Genomic DNA, 18475 nt, shown 5'->3' with positions numbered 1-18475 from the left:
ACGACGGGCGAGGGCGCCAGGATTCGGGCAGGTGGTCAGCGGCGCGCGCGGAGAGCCTTCGTACCCTCGTCGTCGATGCGCAGCCCTTCGGGGTCGAAGTGCGGATCGCCGACCACGACGACGCCGTAGTCACGGGCCGCGCCCTCGATGCTCACGTATTCGTCCCGTACGTCGGCGAGGACCTTTTGCGGGTCACGTTCGAAAGGCGGCCCCCATCCGCCGCCGCCGTTGGTCAGGCAGCGCAGCACGGCGCCGGCCTTCGTGCACCACTTCTTGCGGCTGGCGAAGTAGTGGTAGGTGCCGTTGACCGGGTCGAGCGTCCTCGTCCGCGGGTCGAGGACCCCCGCGACCGGAAGACTGCGGGCGTAGACCTCCGGGGAGGTCGCGACGAGGCCGGCCGGGCGCTCGGTCCCTTCCTCCAGCGGGAAGATCCACATGGCCCCGTTCGGTCCCGCCTGGCCGCCGCCCGCTCCCACACCGCTCGGCTCCCTGGTCCGGAAGGGCGAGAGGTAGTGGTCGGCGTCGGTGAGCCAGAGGGTGTCCTTCAGGTTGGCCGCGCCGCCACGGTGGGTGCCCGGGCCCCCGGTGTCGATCGCGTGCTCCTTGCGGAGCATGACGACCGGCGAGTCGTGCTCGATGGTCTCGGTCGCGGGGTCCAGGTTGTTCAGGTTGAACAGGACGGTGTAGCTGTCGCCGTCACCCGCCTTGGTCGCTCCCCACGGTCCGTGTTCGCCGCCGCACTGGGTCGCGCTCGTCCACCGGGTGCCGTCCGGCCGCAGCCCGTTGGCGTTGTGGGTGTTGGTGGAGCCGTAGTCGCCCCCCACCGCGTTCGCGCCGAGGACCGGGTTCAGAGCGCTGAAGATCGCGGCGATCAGGGCTCCGGACGCCTCCCAGAACATCATGGGCGCTCCCTCTGGAGGCAATGCCGTCAACAGGGTTCCCGGGGGTGCCACCAGGTCGAGGTGGCGCCAGGTTCCGGAGGTGAACGGGATGGCGGGATCGAGCAGCATCGTCAGGGCGACCCCCAGCGCGGTCTTCGCATCCGAGATGCCGCAGTTGATGCAGGTCCTGGCCTGCGCCGAGGTCCCGGAGAGATCGGCCTCGATATCGTGGCCACGCTTGCGAAGGGTGACGTGGACGGTGTAGTCGACCGTGTCGTCGAAGCCGTCCGCGTCGATCCTGGCGCTTCCCGCGTAGTCACCGTCCGGGATGCGTGCGATGGCCTCGCGCATCAGCTCCGCCGAGGTGTCGCAGGCGTACGCGAGGGCGCCGAGGTGGGCCGCGAGTCCGTAGCGCTCGATCGTCTCGCGCACGAGTCGCTCACCCAGCTGGAGCTGCTGACGCACGCTCTTGAAGTCGGGCAGCAGCATCGCCCCCCAGCGCGTGTTGTCGAAGATCAGGCTGAACGTCGAGCGCACCGGCCGGTCCTCGGACCACAGCAGGACGGGCGGGATCACCACTCCGTTCTCGTAGACGTCTTTCTTCGTCGCCGAGAAGCCACCGGGCACGGTGCCGCCCATGTCGAGCTGGTGGGCACGCATGCTGACGAAGGACACGATCCGGCCGTCGACGAAGACGGGGCGGGTGAACAGGACGTCGTTGACGTGGGTCCCACCGCGGTAGGGGTCGTTGCAGATCAGCACGTCGCCTGGAGCGAGGCGGTCCGGTCCGAACTCCTCGACGGTGTTGCGCACCGCGTCTGCCATCGTACCGAGGAAGGGGGTAAGGCTGTTGCTGACCACGGCCATCCGGTAGTCCTGTTCCGGCGGTCCGCTGATGGTGCACGCGAAGTCGTACCAGTCGCGGATGATCGGCGAGAACGCCTCCCGCAGGAACGCGGTGCTCATGTGGCCCACCGCGCACTTCAGCCGGTTCACGATCACGGACGCGGTGAAGCGGTCACAGCCGTAAGCCGCCCGGAAGGACCCGTCGGTGAGGTCCCGGATGCGCGTTGACGCGGGCGCGGGGGTGTCGAGGGCACTCACAGCGCTTCCTTCCTTCGGATGACGAGTTCGCCGTAGCGGCCGACGGTCAGGCGTTGGCCGACGCCGGCATGGGTGGTGCACAGGCCCTCGTCGACGATGACGGGACCCTCGATCTCGTCGCCGGCGCGCAGTGCCGCACGGTCGTAGACGGCTGCCGGACGGCCCGTCTCCTCGTCGGCCACGCCCAGGTCACCGAGGAAGCGGAGGGTGGCGGTGCGGACCGGCGTGAGCGGCTCGTCGGCACCGCGGCGCGGGACCTCGGGATACTCGACCTTCTCCGTGTGCAGTACCGCGCGGACCCGGAAGGTGACTCCCTCGACCGGCATCGTGTCGAAGCGGTTGCCCGAGCGCTCGGCGTACGTGTCGTGGAACGAGGCGATCATGACGGCGACGGCGTCGGCGCCGATGGCACCGCCCGGGACCGGCACGAACGGGGTCTCCCAGCTCTGACCGACGAGATGGCCGTCATAACTGCGCTCGAACGTCACCTTTGCCCCGGGCTCGATACGCTCGCGCAGCTGGTTCTCCATCTCGGTGAACAGCGCGTCGATCCGCGGCGCCGCCTCGGGGGTGAGGAGGGTGTAGGCGCTGCGGTCAGCGGTGAACACCTGATCGGCCGAGAGGAGTCCCAGCGCCGAGAACAGCCCCGGGTTCGGCGGGACGACGACCTGCTTGCAGTGGACGGCGTCCATGGCGGCGGGCAGGAGCATGGGGCCCGCAGCGCCGTACGCGATCAGCGTGTAGTCCCGAGGGTCGACACCGTTCTTGATCGCCACGTTGAACACGCCCTCGGCGATGTTGTGCACGGCCATCTCATAGGCGTAACGCACCCGCTGTGCGAGGGTGAAGTCCGTCTCCAGGGCCTCGAACGCCTCGCGGGCCCGGCCGGTGTCGAGGTTCAGGTTTCCGCCGGCGAACGTGTCCGGATCGATGATGCCGATCATCAGGCACGTGTCGGTGGTCGTCGGCTGGGTGCCGCCGCGCCCGTAGCATGCCGGCCCGGGAGTCGAGCCGGCGCTGCCGGGGCCCACCTGTATCTCACCCGACTGACCTATCGTCACAAGGCTGCCGCCGCCGGCGCCGATGGCGGTGACCTCATTGGCGAGCGCGTTGACAACCAGATCGTGCTCCAGCTCGAAGGTCGTGTTGACGAACGGCTCGCCGCCGGTGACGACGCTGATGTCACAGGACGTGCCGCCGACATCGGCGCACAGCAGATCGTGCTCGCCGATGAGGGAACCGAAGTGCGCGCTGGCGACCGTGCCGGCGGCGGGGCCCGAGAACACGATGCGGAACGGCTGTTCCATAGCCCGGTTCGACGGCACCAGGGTGGCGGCGCAGTCGGCGAAGTTGAGCCGCCCGGTGAAGCCGATGTCCGCGAGGCCCTTCTCCAGCGTGGCGGTGTAGTCGGCGTAGATGAGTTTCATCAACGTGTCCACCACCGTCGTCGAGGCGCGCGTGTACTCCTTGGCAAGCGGGGAGACCTCGCTCGAAATGGAGCACGGCACATCGCCGAGAACCTCATGTACGAGCTCGCGCAGCCGCTGCTCGTGGGCCGGGTTGACGTAGGCGTTGATCAGGCAGATCGCGATGCCGGCAACCCCACAACCGCGCAGGACTTCCAGTTCCGCCCGGGCCTGCGCCTCGTTGAGGGCGAACAGCGTTTCCCCGTCGGCCATGATCCGCTCGCGGATGCCGCGTCGCAGGTAGCGCGGCACCAGCGGGCGCGCGGCGTCACCGAAGCTGCGCCGCCAGTGCGGGTCGAGGATCGCTTCCGCGGGGCGCCAGACGCGTCCCATGTCAAGGATGTCCCGGTGTCCTTCGGTGGCCAGAAAGCCGATCTTCGGGAGACGGCGGGTGATCACCGCGTTGAGTCCGTGCGTGCTCGCGTGGTTGAAGACGCGGGCCCCCTCCGCGCCCAGCAGCGCGGCGCCCCGCAGGACCGGCTTCGTCACGTCGGTGTAGTCCGTGGACACCTTGGCGGTGTGGATGGCCCCGTCCCGCAGGGCGACCACATCGGTGAAAGTGCCCCCTACATCCACTGCAATCATCGTTGGTCCTTCGCTACAGCAGGTCGGACAGGAGTCGGATCGGTCCGAGGCGCGGGCCGCGCTCGCGGCTGACCGACAGCAGGCAGCGCTGGCACTTGACGACGTCGAACCAGCCCCCCTCGGAATTGACGGGATAGCCGCGCAGCTCCTCCGCGCCGCAGCGCGGACAGGTGCCTCCGACCGGATTCCGCTCCAGAAAGGGCGGTGTGTTCGCGGTGCGCGAGTCCTCGCTCATGTCGCACAACTCCGCTTCTCGGCTCATCGGACGGCGCAGGTGTTGCGCGTCGGAGGCAGACGCTAGGTCCGGAGTGAAGTGCGTCACCATCCGCAGGACGCAGGCGGACATCCGCGAACCGCACTGCGCACGTCGAGTTCACGCCTCTTCCCGACAGGCGCACGGTGGATAATATATTTGTGCTGCGTACCGCTTGGTGCCCGGGACAACCGGCGTGGATCTGCGAGGGAGCATGGATACCGATCGGCTCATGACGCTGCCGGAGTCCCCGCTGCGCTTTCGCACCACCGACCCCGACATCGCCCGCGCGCAGGTCACGAAGACGTTCGCCGAACACCGGATGTCAGTCGGCGACAAGGGCACCTTGGAGTGCCGTCTCGATCTGCCCCCCTCGGGCCGTCTGACGCTCGCCCGGCTGGGATACGGCACCGACGTCACGATCCTCGGCCCGCCGATGAGGTCCGTCTATCACGTCAACCTGCCTATCTCCGGCACCAGCACGGTGCAGCAGAGTGGCTCGACCCGCACGTCCAGGGCCGGCCGGAGCGGCATCGCCATGGTCCCGGGCGACCCCGTGACCATGTGGTGGAGCCCGGACGGCGTCCAGTACGCCCTCAAGCTCCCCAGGGAACTGCTCGAAGCGCACGTCGCCAAGCTGACCGGCCACCCCGTCGACGGCAGCATCCGGTTCGCCCTGGAGTTCGACCTGGGAGCCTCACCGGGCCAGTCGCTCAGGGCAACGGTGAGCTTCCTGTACGCGGAGCTGACCCGGCCGGGCGGTCTGGTCACGATGCCCGCCGTCCGGCACGAACTCGAAGCGGCGCTCATGACCCAGTTGCTCATGACCGTGCCCAGCCAGGTCAGCACGGAACTCCTGCACGGCCGGCCGGCGCGCACCCGGCGCTCGAAGATCCGCGAGATCATGGATTACGTCGACGAACATCCCGGCCAGGAGTTGAGCACGGCGGATCTCGCCGCCCTGGCCGGGATCAGCGAGCGGACGCTGCAAGCCGGTTTCCGGGACGTGGCGGGGATGTCCCCACGCGCCTACGTGCGCGGGGTCCGGCTGGACCGAGTGCATCTGGAGCTTTGCTCCGGAGCACCCGAGTCGGTCACGGACATCGCGGCACGCTGGGGTTTCTTCCATCCCGGACGGTTCGCGCAGCAGTATCGCGACAGGTTCGGGGTCCTCCCCTCGGACACCGCCCGTTCGTCCCGCCCGCCGACGTAGGCACCGGCCGGACCGGCGGCACCAGGGTTCCGCGAGCGCGTCGCCGCTTCCCGCCCGGTTCCGGTCGGCCCCGTCGTGGGCCTCGGCGAGCCTGGCGGCGATGTGTCTGGGGCTGCCACGTGCCCGCTTGGGCCAGGACCTCTGCAGCTACCGAGCGACCGTGCCGGTGGCAGCCGTCGATGAGTGGCTGCCACCTCCCCGAAGTCCGGTGCTAGGAACGGTCCACGAAGTCCGGTGCTAGGAACGGTCCACGACCATCTGCTCTGTCGCCTGGGCCGCCTCGCCGCCGCGGCATTCGACCGTGGTGCCGTTGTAGACCAGCTCGGTCGAACAGCCCTCGTCGTCGGTCACGGTCACCGTCACGGCCCGCCGGCCGGGAGTGGCGTAGTGGTGCGTGACGCGGGGTGTCCTCGTGGTCTGTTCGGTTCCGTCCCCGAAGTCCCACCTGTAGCGGACGACACGCCCGTCCGGGTCCGAGGAGCCGGCGGCCGAGAACGTCCGGGTCCCTCCGTGGCCTCCGTCTTCGGCACGGACGGCCGCGATCGGACCCTGATTCGGTGTGAGGAACGCGTTCGAACCGTCGTGCCAGAACAGGCCGGTGCCGAGGGGAGGGAACCCGGTCGCCGTCAGACTGCCGTCGGGACGCACCGTGTGACTGGAGACCTGACCAGAGCGGCGCGGGGCGCCCGTCATCGCGTACAGGACCTTCCCGTCGGGGCTGGGAACGACACGGGCGACGTCCGGGCTCGGGTAGGGCGAGCCGGGGAGCGGGGTCAGTCGGCCGTCCCGGCCGACCTGCCAGCCGGTGACCGTGTTGCCCGAGGCGTTGGCGACGTAGACGCGCCGGGAGTCCGGGGTGAAGACCGGACCGTGCGGTGTGCCACCGCTGGCGTAGGGGGACCCCGGAACGGGACTGAGCCTCCCGTCCTTTCCGATGGCGTAGCCCGAAAGGTCACCGCTTCCCTCGTTGCCGACGTACAGATGACGGCCGTCGGGCGAGATCGTCGGAATCGCCGGCCGCTCGCCCGTCGGGACGGGTTCACCGACGGGGGTGAGTCCGGCGTCGGGGCCGATCGCGAAGCTCGACATGCTGTTCGTGAGGAAGTTGCTCACGAACAGGTGACGCGCGTCCGGGCTGATCACCACCTGGCTGATCCCGCTGGGGATCGCGACCGGCGGCGCGCCGGTCGGCGTCAGCGCTCCCGAAGGCGAGATGGAGTAGGACAGCGCCTCGCCCGTCGAGCCCGTGGCGACGGTCACGAACAGCCGCGCACCATCCGGTGTGACCGCGGCGCCGATCACCGGCCCGGGGGCAGTCGTCTCGCCTGTCTCGGTGAGCAGGCCGTCGGCGCCTATGTGATAGCTGGTTATGGTCCCGGGGACGACCGGGAGCGTACTCAGCTGCAAGCCCGCGCTCACCGAGTAGAGCGTCCGGCCATTCGGTGTGATGGCCATCCCCAACGAGTTCGGACCGGAGGGGAAAGGCGACCCGGAGACCAGGCGCATCTGACCGCTTCTCGTCACGGCGGCTCCCGCGATCGCCGGTGAGGCGAAGCCACCGACGTAGAGGTGCCGGTGCGAAGGCGCCGCCAAGCCCGAGCCCGCGGACGGCGGGACTTCGGCGGCTGCCGTGGGAGCCGCAACCGGCACGGAGCCGACCAGTGACAGGGCCGACACCGCGAGTGCGATACGCCGCCCCCGTGAGCGATCCCTCGGAAACCCGGACATACGCTTCTCCTTTCTCGGAGGTCGACAAGACCCCGGCTGAGATGTGGCCGGCCGACGCGCCGCCGGCCATCACGGGCGGCCGCGCGGTGCGGCGAAACCCGCGGTGAGGCACCCCTCTTGTGTATCCGAGATGACCTTCGAACGCTGTCCAGGAACCTGGACAGTCGTGGAGCTTCCCCATCGAGATGTGCGGAGGCATCGGCGCCACGTGTCAGCGGCCGCGGTCCCTGCCAGACCCGTACTCCGTACCGGTCCGCGGCGACCGAGGGCAAGAGGACAGAGGCACCCCGGCAGGCGGGCCGATGTGGTCGCTGTTCCCGTGTGGCTTGCGCCCCCTTGAAGTCGTCGGCGCACGGTGCGCAGACGTGCGGCGCCGGGTGGGCGCGGGGCGTCGGGGCAGACGCAGTCCGTGCCACCGCCCGGGGCGTCGGTTCCAGCCGGCCCCACCGGATCGGTGAAGCATGCCCGGCTGATCCGCGACCGCGGCGGACGGTGGTCCGTCGCGCGGCCGGCGGCCCGCCGGCCGTCGGTGATCAGCGCGCCAGCCAGCCGCCCTCGACCGCGAGGCAGTGGCCGGTCACGAACGACGCGCTGTCCGAGGCGAGCCACAGCACCGCTTCGGCGACCTCCTCGGGCCGGCCGAGCCGGCCCATGGGTTCGAGCGCCGTCATCGCCGCACGGCCTTCTTCGGTGCCCCCGCTGAACCGTGCGGCCATGGGGGTGTCGATGGCGCCGGGCAGCACGGCGTTGACGCGTATGCCACGGGTCGCGTAGTCGAGCGCCGCCTTCTTGGTCAGGCCTACCACGCCGTGCTTGGAGGCGGTGTAGGCCGTGAGGCCGAGGGAGGCGATCTCGCTGGCGACGGAGCCCGTGTTGACGATTACCCCGCCGCCGCGGACGAGCATGGCCGCGGCCTGGTACTTCAGGCAGTGGAACACCCCGGACAGGTTGACCGCGATGACGCGGTTCCACGTCTCCACGTCGAGCGTGTCGATGGTGCCGGGGGGATCGAACGTCGCCGCGTTGTTGAAAGCGATGTCGAGACCGCCGAAGGTGTCGACGGTCGCCGCGACGACGCGTTCGACGTCCGAGGGGACACAGACGTCGGCCTCGAAGACCTCGGTCGTGCCGCCCTGGCCGGCGATGAGGGTCGCGGTCTCCTTGAGGCCCTCGGCATCGAGGTCCACGAGCCCGACGCCGGCCCCGGCCCGGGCGAAGGCCCGTGCCGTGGCACGGCCGATGCCGGAAGCCGCGCCGGTCACCAGGGCGGTCTTGCCCGAGTAGTCGTAAGTGGGTGCCATGGGTGAACTCCTATGACCGAGGGGATCAGGGCCTGTCGTGGAACGTGTCACGCGGTGGCTGGGGCATGCCCGCCATGCCGGGGAAGGGAGCGCGGCCGCGCCCCGTGGGCTCCCCGCGCGGTGGACGTACTCCGGGTCCCGGGCACAGTGCCTCTTCCAAGACCCTGGACCGAATATTTTCTACATGATATTTCATTCCTATGACCAACTTCTTCGCTTCTCCCGACTCGGCGTCCATCCGTGAACTCATGGACCTGAGCGGCAAGACCGCGGCCGTCACGGGCGCGGCCATGGGCATCGGCCTCGGCGTCGCCAGCCGCCTCCACGAGGCCGGCGCCAACATCGTCATCGCGGATGTCAACAAGGAGGCCGCAGAGGCGGCCGCAGCGGAGTTCGAGGACACCGCCCGGGTACGCACGGTCGTCACCGACGTGAGCAAGCCCCAGGACGCCGAGGCGATGGTGCGCACCGCCGTCGACGCGTTCGGCACACTCGACATCCTGGTGAACAACGCGGGCATCTATCAGGGCTCCCTCTTCCTCGACCTGGACCTGGAGGTCGCACGCCGCACGCTCGAGGTCAACCTGCTCGGCGTGATGCTCTGTTCGCAGGCAGCCGCCCGCCAGATGATCGAACAGGGCAGCGGTGGCCGTATCATCACGGTCAACTCCGTGGAGTCGGTGAATCCGTCCGTGATCGGGTTGAGCCACTACGCCGCCTCCAAGCACGGCGTCGCCGGCGCCATCAAGACGATGGCGCTGGAACTGGCGCAGCACGGCATCACCGTCAACAACGTCTGCCCCGGCGGCACGAAGACCCCCGGGCTCGCTCCCTTCATGGACGACGAAGGCATCAAGGAACTGGAGAAGCGGATTCCGCTCGGGCGGATCGGGCTGCCGGACGACATCGGCCGGGTCGTCCTGTTCCTCGCCTCCGACCTCGCCGCGTTCATGACCGGCACCCAGGTCATCGTCGACGGCGGACAGACCCTCCGGGGGGCCCAGGTCTGACACTGCCGGAAAGAACGGCGGGGCGGCGTGCGGGTCCCGTACGCCGCCCCGCGGGAGGCCACGGGCCGGTCGTCTTGGTCGGAGGACGACCGGCCCGTGGCATCGCCATGTGGTGCCGGCAGTGAGCCGCGACGGCGTGGCGCGTCACTGTTCCCCTGGCATCGCCGTCCGGCTCCCCGCCGCCCGAAAGCCGACTGCTCCGCCGTTCGATGTCCGACTCCCCCGCCGCCCTGGGCAGCCCCTGCATGGCCCACGCCCGCCAACCGCGTGCTGCCTGGGCGTCTTCGATGTTCCCGGCCCTGTCCCTGCCGGTGCTCCGCCCCCTCTGAGCCCGAAGGTTTCGGAATCACGCCGAAGCACGCCACACCCTGGCCGGCGCGGTCCACGGCCGGGGAGGTGGGCCCTCGCCTGGCGGGCCGCCGCGCGGATCCGGCGGACCTTCGGCCTCACACCACAACTGGTCCGCCCCTTCGGCCTCTCCAAGGTGGCCTGCCGGCCTGATGTGCGCCTCTGTGACAGCGCCTCCGTCCGGGGATGACGGATCACACGCTCCGAAGAAGGTCGTCCGCGCCGGCGTCAGAGCCTGGTGCGAGGGCCCGGAGCCCGTCGGCAACAGCGGGGAGCACCGGAAGGGAACCGCGGGTGCCCGCACGCCCACATGGAGAAACGGCCCCGGGCCGTCCGCCTGCGCGAGGGCTCACGCGGCGGACGGCCACCGGGCTTCGGTGGGGAACGCCCGCCGCGAGAAACCGCGACGACATGCCCGGTCGCGTCTTCCCCGGCACCGCGACAGCGGCGGTTCCCCCGTCTGTCCGGTTCCCCCGTCTGTCCGACGAACGCGGACCGGCGACAGGTCCTAGTCGAGGTTGATGTACACGGCCTTCGGATACAGGAAGCTCTCGACGTGCTCCTTGGCACCCTTCCATCCGTAGCCGCTCATCTTCGTGCCGCCGAAGCCGATGGCCGGGTCGAGGACGCCGTAGCAGTTGACCCAGATCGTCCCGGCCGTGATGCCCTGGGAAACCTTGTGCGCGGTCGACAGGCTGCGCGTCCACACTCCGCCCGCCAGTCCGTACGGCGTGTCGTTGGCGATGCGCAGTGCCTCGTCCAGGTCGTCGAAGGGGATCACGGAGGCCACGGGGCCGAAGATCTCCTCCTGGGAGATCGTCATGTCGTTCGTCGCCCCGGCGAAGACGGTGGGCTCGACGAAGAAGCCGGAGGCCAGGTCGCCGCCCAGGCGGTTGCCGCCGCCGGCCAGCCGGGCCTCGTCGCCGCCCACGCCGATGTAGTGCATGACACGTTCGAGCTGCCGCTGGGAGACCAGCGGGCCGAGCTGGGTGTTCGGGTCCAGCCCGTCACCCACCCGGATCGACTTGGCGAACGCGCTCATCCGGTCCACGAACTCGTCGTGGACCGACCGCTGCACCAGGATGCGGGTACCGGCGACGCACACCTGACCGCTGTTGGTGTAGACGCCCATGGCCGCACCCGGCACGGCCTTGTCCAGGTCGGCGTCGGCGAAGACGATGTCGGGAGACTTGCCGCCCAGCTCCAGCTGGAGCCGCTTGAGGTTGCCGGCCGACGCCCGCACGATCGAGCGGGCTGTGCCGACGGACCCCGTGAAGGCGACGCGGTCGACGTCCTGGTGCTCCGCCAGGGCCTGGCCGGCCTCGGCGCCGTAGCCTGTCACGACGTTGACGACACCGTCGGGCACACCGGCCTCCGTCAGCAGCTCGGCCACGCGCAGCACCGACAGCGAGGCGTCCTCGGCCGGCTTGAGCACGGCCGTGCAGCCGGTGGCCAGCGCCGGGCCGAAGATCCACCACAGGCCGATCAGCGGGCCGTTCCACGGGATGATGCCGCCGACGACGCCGACGGGCGCCTGGTGCTTGAGGGTGAGGAAGCTGCCGGGGAGCGAGTTCTGCGGGGCGGAGACGCCCGGGGCGTCGCATTGCGCGGCGAAGAAGTGCAGGACCTGGGAGGTCCACTCGGCGAGCGCTCTCGTCCGCGACAGCGGCGCCCCCATGTCGAGGGTCTCGATCATGGCCAGTTCCTCGAAGTGGTCGAGGACGACGTCGTGGACCTTGAGCAGGAGTTTGCGGCGCTGGTGCGGCGTCCAGCGGCTCCACTCGCCCTCGAACGCGCGCCGTGCGGCCTTGACCGCACGGTCGATGTCCGCGGCGCCGCCCTGGGCGATACTGCCGAGCGTCCTGCCCGTCGCGGGGTTGACGACGTCGATCTGGGCACCGGAGGCCGCGTCGACCCAGGCGCCGTCGATCAGCAGCTTCTTGGGGCCGTTGACGAAGTCGGGAAGCGCGGGGGTCATGGCCGGGATACCCGGTGTGGTGAGCATGGGTGGTCTCTTCTCTGTCTCGTCCGTGAACAGATGCGCAAGCGGCTCGGTGAGCGGTGGTCGGGGGTCAGACGACGAGCAGCGCGGCCAGCTTCGCGGCGGGCAGTGCGTCGTCGCCGTCGATGGCGCGCAGCAGTTCCTCACTGCGTTCCTCGCCCATGCGCGCCAGCGTCAGGTCGCGGAACTTGGTGTCCAGCGCGGCTTGCGGCATCGGGTTCTCCGCGGTGCCGAGCGGGCTGTCGACGAAGAGGTGCTCCCGGGTGCCGTCCCGGTAGGTGACGGTGATGTCGCCGACCCACTTGCCGGGGTGGGCGGTGTCGAGTTCGGGCCTCGGGGTGATGGTGATCCGGCCGGCGAGCACGGCGGCCTCGCTGCCGGCCGACAGGTCGAGCGTGCCGTCCATGTAGTCGCGGTGGGTGGTGAAGCCGTTGCCGCGCTCCAGCAGCGCGAGGGCGAACTGGAACGGCAGGCTGTACTGGAGGTTCTCGATGCTCTGCGGCGCGTAGGCGTTGACGTTGCGGTTGCCGACGATGATGTTCCCGCCGGTCTGGATGCCAAGCTCCACGCTCTCGATCAGTTCCCGGCGGTCGGCCAGCTGCCGCGCGCCGTCGATGTAGGCGTGGTTGATGCCGCAACAGCAGTACGGCTTGATCCAGACGCGGGTGATCTCGAACGGCGCGTCGGCGGCGAACGCGTCGGCGGCGTCCTTGCCCGGCTCGCGCCCGACGAAGGTGCGGAAGAAGCCCTTGCCGCCGGTGAGGTAGGCGACCGGGCCGGTAACGCCCGCCTCGGCCATCTCGGCCGCCCGGATGCCGCCGCGGGTGCCGATGCCGGCGTGCACGCGCTTCACGGAACCGCCCGACGAGGTGTACTCGGTGGTTCCCGAGCAGTGGCTCATGGCGATGGCCAGGGCGTGGGTGGTCTGCTCCGGGTCCAGGTCCCGCATCTTGGCGACCACCGCGGCGGCGCCGAAGGCCGACAGGACGGCGTGCGGGTGGAAGCCCCGCTCCAGGAGGTCCGGCGCGGCGAGCACGCCGATGCGGGTGTAGACCTCGTAGCCCGCGACGATGCCGAGCAGTACGTCCCGCAGGGTCGCGCCGGTCTCCTCGCCCACCGCCAGGGCGGTGGACACGACGCAGCTGCCGGGGTGGCTGGAACTGGCACGATGAGCGTCGTCGTACTCGAAGCCATGGCCGAACGTGGCGTTGACGAAGGCGGCGTCGGCCGCGCTCATCGCGTCTCCGGAAACGGTCACGTGTGCGCCGCCGGGTGCATGCCGGGCACGCGTCAGCGTCAGCACCGCCTGACTCCACGGCAGGCCGGCGCAGCCGATCTGCACGGCCAGCTGGTCCTGCATCAGCCGCCGCGCCCCGTGGAGCGCGGCGGGGGGAAGCGCGTCATGTCGGAGCTCGGTGACCAGACGGGCGACCGCTGCTTCGACGGGAGGAGTGACCTGTACCACGTAAGCCTCGCTTCCGGAACGTCTACAAGAAGTAACAGGAATATATTTTATTTGAAAGGCTTTGAACAGAGATGCGTGTCCGGCGACGCTCACATGTTCCGCGTCGGCTCGGCAAGGGCCGTGGCAGACCCGGGACAGGAGGGACCCGGGACAGAACCGGCCCCCTCACAGACGGGGCTTCTGCCGACAGAATGGACACATGAACGAACGCGCGCACCCCGGTGAACTCGGCGCTTTCCTCAAGGCCCGCCGCATGGCGATCAGCCCCGCGGAGGCCGGGCTGCCCGACACCGGACGACGCAGGGTCAAGGGGCTGCGCCGGGAGGAGGTGGCGCTGCTGGCATCGATCAGCACCGAGTACTACACGCGCCTGGAGCAGGGCCGCCGGCAGGCGTCACAGCCGGTGCTCGATGGTCTGGCCCGGGTCCTCCGGCTCGGCGAGGACGAGCGGAAGTACCTGTTCGAACTCGCCGGCAAGGACTCCCCCAGGCCCCGGCGCCAGGCCGTGCGCAAGGTGCACCCGCAGCTGCGCCGACTGCTGGACGACCTGGCCACCGTCCCCGCCGTGGTCCTCGGCCGCCGGATGGACGTGCTCGCCTGGAACCCCATGGCCGCCGCCCTGATCACGGACTTCGCGCGGATCCCGGACAAGCAGCGCAACTACGTGCGCCTCGTCTTCACCGACGCCGCGGTCCGCGCCCTGTATCCGGACTGGGAGAGCGTCGCCCACACCTGTGTGGCCCAGCTCCGCATGGAGGCCGCCCGGGACCCGGCGGATCCACGGCTGACCGCCCTCGTCGGCGAGTTGTCGGTGCGGGACGACGATTTCCGCCGCTGGTGGGGTGCCCACCATGTCGCCCTGCGCGGAATGGGCACCAAGACGATGCGCCACCCCGTGGCCGGCGACCTCACCCTGGACTGGGACGCCCTCACCTGCGCCGCCAACCCCGACCAGCAGCTCATCGCCTGGACGGCTGAGCCCGGCAGCGCCTCCCACGACGGGCTGCGCATCCTCGCCTCCTGGGCCGCCACCCACGTCACACCGGAGCCCGACACCACCCGCTGACGGCCTTGCGGCTCCCTGGTCGGCCGCCACATCCCGAAGGTGTTGTTGACGATCACCTTCCAAACCGTCCATGATATTTTATATTATACAGGTTCCTCAAACGGAAAGGCGTTGCGTCAGATGCCCGAGAAGACCCGAGAGCACATCGCCGAACAGTGGCTGCGAGCCCTGGAAGATGTGGACCTCTTCTATGAGTTCTGTGCCCCGCACTGCAAGGTATGGCACAGCTCCGACGACAAGGTGATGACCCTCAAGGAGGCCATTGACGCGGTGCACGGGCGCGGCGGTCTCCCGCCGTTCCGTGACTCCCGCTACACGCTGACCGACAAGGGCTTCGTGGTGCAGACCTCGACGACACTGCAGGGGACGAACGTGCACCTCGTCCAGATCGCCGTGGTCGAGAACGGCGAGGTCGTCTCCGCCGAGGAGTACATCGGGCCGGAGATGGACATCGCCGTGTAGCGAAGTCCGCAGGGACGTCAGCGTGGCCGTGCGTAGCGGTGCACTCCGTCGGCGGAGGTCATCGACGCACGGCCACGCAGCACGAGAACGTCCAGGTGGGCGACCGTCTCGTTCACCGCGAGCATCCGGTTCATCGGGGTCAGCTCGTCGAACGGCACCTCGCGGCGGGTCCAGGTGAGGCGGCGGGCCACGGTGTACGCGTCGTGGGTGGCGTCACCGAGGACGGCGAGGGTCCTGCGCAGCCGCTCCTCGTGGTGCGCGATCAGCTCACTCACGCGGGTGTGCGCGCTGGCGGTGACCGGGCCGTGCGCCGGCAACAGGCGGGCATCGGCGTACCGGGTCATCAGGTGCAGGGAGTCCAGGTACGCGGCGAGGGGCCGGCCCCCGGGATCGGCCGCCTCGAAGCCGATCGACGGGGTGATCCGCGGCAGGACGTGGTCACCGGAGAACAGCAGCCCGCGCCCTTCGTCCAGGAAGACGACGTGCCCCCGGGTGTGCCCGGGGGTCGGGATCACCCTCAGCTCACCGCCGCCGAAGGACAGTGTCTGTGCCGTCAGCCAGTGGTCCGGCGCCTCCCAGTCGTCCCGGAGGTACAGGTCCGGGTACACCTTCTCCACCAACTCGGCCAGGTCGGCGGCCCCCGCCTCGCGCAGGGTGCGCAGCGCGCTGCCCAGTCCGCCCCGCATCTCGTTGAGCAGTTCCAGGCCGCGGCGCTCCCCCGCGCCCAGGTGAACGCGGCAGCCCAGCAGCCGGCGCAGGTCCACCGCCTGCGTGTAGTGGTCGCGGTGGACATGGGTGACCAGGATGTCCCGGATGTCGCCAAGGTCACGGCCGAGGGAGGCCAGCGCCTCCTCCAGCGTCTTGCGGGCCTCGGGGACGGCCCAGCCTCCGTCGATCATGACGAGGCCACCGTCTTCGGCCAGCCCCTCCAGGAGGTAGACGTTCACCGCGTGCAGCCCGTCATTGGGCAGCGGGAGCGGCACCCGGTGCACCCCCGGCAGGATCGTCTGCGCACCGGCCTCGGCCCACGCCCCCTGGTCGAACCGCCTCGTCATGATCTTTTCCTTCTCCCGTGTCGCGGTGGTGAGCGTGGTCGTACGCCGTCAGCCGCGCGGGCCGCCCGCGACGTACAGGACCTGCCCCGTCACGAATCCGGCGCCCTCGCCGGCGAAGAAGGAGATGGCGTGCGCGATGTCGTCGGGAACGCCCACGCGCGGTACGGGGGTGGCGGCCGCGCGCCGGGCCTTGAACTCCTCGAAGGGCACACCGAGCCGTTCCGCGGTGGCGGCGGTCATCTCCGTGACGACGAAACCGGGAGCGACCGCGTTGACCGTGATGCCGAACTTGCCCAGCTCGATCGCGAGGGTCTTGGTGAAGCCCTGGAGGCCCGCCTTGGCGGCCGAGTAGTTGGCCTGGCCGCGGTTGCCCAGCGCCGAAACGGACGACAGGTTGACGACGCGGCCCCAGCCGGCCTTGGTCATGTGTGTCTGGGCGGCCCGGGTCATGAGGAACGCACCTCGCAGGTGCACGCCGATGACGGCGTCCCAGTCGGCGACGTCCATCTTGAACAGCAGATTGTCCCGGGTGATGCCGGCGTTGTTCACCAGCACGGCGGGCGGGCCGAGTTCGGCGGCCACGCGGGCCACGGCCGTCTCGACGCTCCCGGCGTCGGCCACGTCCACGCCGACGGCGAGGGCTCGGACGCCCTCCTTCTCGACGGCCTCGACGGTGTCGGCGCAGGCCGCCTCGTCGAGGTCGAGGACGGCGACGGAGAAGCCGTCCCTGGCCAGCCGCCGGGCGGTGGCCGCGCCGATGCCGCGGGCGGCACCGGTCACGATCGCGACGCGCTGGGCGGGGGTGGAGGTTTCGGACACGTGCGTACTCCTAGGAGTGGGTGGAAGAGGCATACAGGCGGGTGACCGTCTCCGCGACGCAGGCCGGCTTGTCGGCGCCGTCGATCTCGACGGTCACCTTGAGGACGACCTGGTGGCCGCCGGGCACCTCGTCGGCGGCGACGACGTCCACCACCGCCCTGACCTTGGCGCCGGCCCGGACGGGGTGCATGAAACGGACCTTGTTCAGGCCGTAGTTGACGGCCATGGCCACGCCTTCGGTCCGGTAGACCTGCTTGACCAGCACGGGGATCAGCGACAGCGTCAGGAAGCCGTGTGCGATGGTGGTGCCGAAAGGACCGGAGGCGGCGCGGCCGGCATCCACGTGGATCCACTGGTGGTCGCCGGTCGAGTCGGCGAAGAGGTCGATACGGCCCTGGTCGACGACGATCCAGTCGCTGCTGCCGACGTGCGTGCCGACGGCTGCGGCGAGCGCGGCGGGGGAAGGGAAGACCTTGGTCATGAGATGTCCTGCTCCGGTTTCGGCCGTCACGCGGCGGAGAACAGCGCGGCCATGCCCTGGCCGCCGCCGATGCACATGGTCTCCAGGGCATACCGGCCGCCCCGGCGGCGCAGCTCGTGCAGCATCGTGGTCATGATGCGCATGCCGGTGGCGCCGATGGGGTGCCCGAGGGAGATCCCCGAGCCGTTGACGTTGAGGCGGTCGGTGTCGTGCCAGTCCCACTCGGCGAGAACCGCGAGGACCTGCGCGGCGAACGCCTCGTTGATCTCGACGAGGTCCATCTCGTCCAGGGTCTTGCCGGTCCGGGCGAGCAGTTTCGCCACCGCCGGCACCGGGCCGATACCCATGACCGCGGGGTCGCAGCCGGCGGCCGCCCAGCCCTCCAGGAACCCGATCGGCTCCAGGCCGAGCGCCTCCAGCCGGTCCTCGGCGACCACCAGGCAGGCCGCGGCGGCGTCGTTCTGCTGGCTGGCGTTGCCGGCCGTGACGGTGCCGCCGGGCACGACGGTGCGCAGCTTGGCGAGGGTCTCGACGGAGGAGTCGGCGCGGACGCCCTCGTCCCGGTCGAAGACCACGGGCTCGCCGCGCCGCTGCGGCACCGTCACCGGCACCACCTCGTCCTTGAAGACGCCCGACTCCCAGGCCGCGGCGGCGCGCCGGTGGCTCGCGACGGCGAACTCGTCGGCGGCCTCCCGCGAGACGCCGTAGCGCTGGGCGAGGGTCTCGGCGGTCTCGACCATGCCGGAGATGCGGCCGAAGCGGTGCTCGGGCTGGGCGCGCTCGCGACCCCGGTCGAGACGGTCGTACATCTCGACGTTGCCCGCGCGCCGCCCCCACCGCATCGACGTGGTGTAGTGCTCGATGTTGGACATGCTCTCCACGCCGCCGGCCAGGACGACGTCACATGCGCCCGTCTGCACCATCATGGCGGCCGTGACCAGGGCCTGCAGGCCCCCGCCGCAGCGGCGGTCGGTCTGGAAGCCGGGTACCGCGAGCGGCAGGCCGGCGTGCAGCGCGGCCCAGCGGCCGATGCACGGCGTCTCGGAGTTGGCGTAGGACTGGGCCATCGCGACGTCGTCGATCCGTTCGGGATCGATGCCGCTGCGTTCCAGCACGGCCTGGATGACGGTGGCGGCGAGGTCTTCGACGGGCACCGACCGCAGGGCACCGCCGAAGGCGCCGACAGGTGTCCGTACCGGACTGGCAATCGCTGCTCGCCGCATGGCTGGGCATCCC

General features: G+C 70.2%; 15 protein-coding genes. 4 read left to right on the top strand and 11 right to left on the bottom strand.

Going from position 1 to position 18475, the window contains the following annotated elements; genetic code table 11:
* Positions 1 to 35: 35 nt before the first annotated feature.
* From AB0E62_RS33695 to AB0E62_RS33685, 3 genes are read right to left on the bottom strand one after another with little or no spacing between them, the layout of a single operon-like run.
* Positions 36 to 1985: a hydantoinase B/oxoprolinase family protein gene (locus AB0E62_RS33695; protein WP_362202650.1), complete on the bottom strand. Its 1950-nt coding sequence runs from the start codon at positions 1983 to 1985 to the stop codon at positions 36 to 38.
* On the bottom strand, positions 1982 to 4036 hold the full coding sequence (locus tag AB0E62_RS33690) for a hydantoinase/oxoprolinase family protein (protein WP_362202647.1): 2055 nt from the start codon (positions 4034 to 4036) through the stop codon (positions 1982 to 1984). The genes AB0E62_RS33695 and AB0E62_RS33690 overlap by 4 nt, the downstream gene beginning before the upstream one ends.
* A gap of 13 nt (positions 4037 to 4049) precedes the next feature.
* Positions 4050 to 4271 carry a hypothetical protein gene (locus tag AB0E62_RS33685; RefSeq protein WP_362202644.1) on the bottom strand — a complete coding sequence of 74 codons (222 nt, stop codon included), beginning with the start codon at positions 4269 to 4271 and terminating at the stop codon, positions 4050 to 4052.
* A 250-nt stretch (positions 4272 to 4521) separates the two neighbouring features.
* Between AB0E62_RS33685 and AB0E62_RS33680 the strand changes: the two genes are divergently transcribed.
* Entirely contained in the window at positions 4522 to 5502 is a 981-nt protein-coding gene (locus AB0E62_RS33680; RefSeq protein WP_362202641.1) for an AraC family transcriptional regulator, read from the top strand.
* Positions 5503 to 5739: 237 nt separating this feature from the next.
* Here the strand turns inward: AB0E62_RS33680 and AB0E62_RS33675 are convergent, their stop codons facing one another.
* Positions 5740 to 6957: a PKD domain-containing protein gene (locus AB0E62_RS33675; RefSeq protein ID WP_362202638.1), complete on the bottom strand. Its 1218-nt coding sequence runs from the start codon at positions 6955 to 6957 to the stop codon at positions 5740 to 5742.
* 806 nt (positions 6958 to 7763) lie between these two features.
* Positions 7764 to 8531: a glucose 1-dehydrogenase gene (locus AB0E62_RS33670; RefSeq protein WP_362202635.1), complete on the bottom strand. Its 768-nt coding sequence runs from the start codon at positions 8529 to 8531 to the stop codon at positions 7764 to 7766.
* A gap of 200 nt (positions 8532 to 8731) precedes the next feature.
* Here AB0E62_RS33670 and AB0E62_RS33665 point away from each other — a divergent pair, with 200 nt between their 5' ends.
* Positions 8732 to 9541, top strand: coding sequence for an SDR family oxidoreductase (locus AB0E62_RS33665; RefSeq protein ID WP_362202632.1), 810 nt, complete (start codon positions 8732 to 8734; stop codon positions 9539 to 9541).
* 856 nt (positions 9542 to 10397) lie between these two features.
* Here AB0E62_RS33665 and AB0E62_RS33660 read toward each other — a convergent pair.
* Together AB0E62_RS33660 and AB0E62_RS33655 are read right to left on the bottom strand one after the other, a co-directional pair.
* Entirely contained in the window at positions 10398 to 11894 is a 1497-nt protein-coding gene (locus AB0E62_RS33660; RefSeq protein ID WP_359051135.1) for an aldehyde dehydrogenase family protein, read from the bottom strand.
* Between the two features lie 67 nt (positions 11895 to 11961).
* On the bottom strand, positions 11962 to 13356 hold the full coding sequence (locus AB0E62_RS33655) for an MmgE/PrpD family protein (protein ID WP_362202629.1): 1395 nt from the start codon (positions 13354 to 13356) through the stop codon (positions 11962 to 11964).
* Between the two features lie 199 nt (positions 13357 to 13555).
* On the opposite strand from AB0E62_RS33655, the gene AB0E62_RS33650 reads away from it, so the two are divergent.
* A complete protein-coding gene (locus tag AB0E62_RS33650; protein ID WP_362202626.1) occupies positions 13556 to 14422 on the top strand; it encodes a helix-turn-helix domain-containing protein in 867 nt (288 codons plus the stop codon).
* A gap of 120 nt (positions 14423 to 14542) precedes the next feature.
* Positions 14543 to 14884, top strand: coding sequence for a hypothetical protein (locus tag AB0E62_RS33645; RefSeq protein WP_362202623.1), 342 nt, complete (start codon positions 14543 to 14545; stop codon positions 14882 to 14884).
* 17 nt (positions 14885 to 14901) lie between these two features.
* Here the strand turns inward: AB0E62_RS33645 and AB0E62_RS33640 are convergent, their stop codons facing one another.
* Genes AB0E62_RS33640 through AB0E62_RS33625 form a run of 4 tightly spaced genes read right to left on the bottom strand, consistent with a single transcriptional unit; the run spans position 14902 to position 18462 of the window.
* Positions 14902 to 15939 carry an MBL fold metallo-hydrolase gene (locus AB0E62_RS33640; RefSeq protein WP_362202620.1) on the bottom strand — a complete coding sequence of 346 codons (1038 nt, stop codon included), beginning with the start codon at positions 15937 to 15939 and terminating at the stop codon, positions 14902 to 14904.
* Between the two features lie 48 nt (positions 15940 to 15987).
* Positions 15988 to 16758 (bottom strand): 3-oxoacyl-ACP reductase FabG, encoded by a 771-nt coding sequence (gene fabG / locus AB0E62_RS33635; RefSeq protein WP_362202617.1) that lies wholly within the window; start codon positions 16756 to 16758, stop codon positions 15988 to 15990.
* A gap of 10 nt (positions 16759 to 16768) precedes the next feature.
* Positions 16769 to 17239 carry a MaoC family dehydratase gene (locus tag AB0E62_RS33630; RefSeq protein WP_362202614.1) on the bottom strand — a complete coding sequence of 157 codons (471 nt, stop codon included), beginning with the start codon at positions 17237 to 17239 and terminating at the stop codon, positions 16769 to 16771.
* 26 nt (positions 17240 to 17265) lie between these two features.
* Positions 17266 to 18462, bottom strand: coding sequence for an acetyl-CoA C-acetyltransferase (locus AB0E62_RS33625; RefSeq protein ID WP_362202611.1), 1197 nt, complete (start codon positions 18460 to 18462; stop codon positions 17266 to 17268).
* Positions 18463 to 18475: the final 13 nt, after the last annotated feature.

The sequence above is a fragment of the Streptomyces sp. NPDC038707 genome, assembly GCF_040636485.1.
Classification (GTDB): Bacteria; Actinomycetota; Actinomycetes; order Streptomycetales; family Streptomycetaceae; genus Streptomyces.
This window is presented reverse-complemented; position numbering and strand designations above follow the sequence as displayed.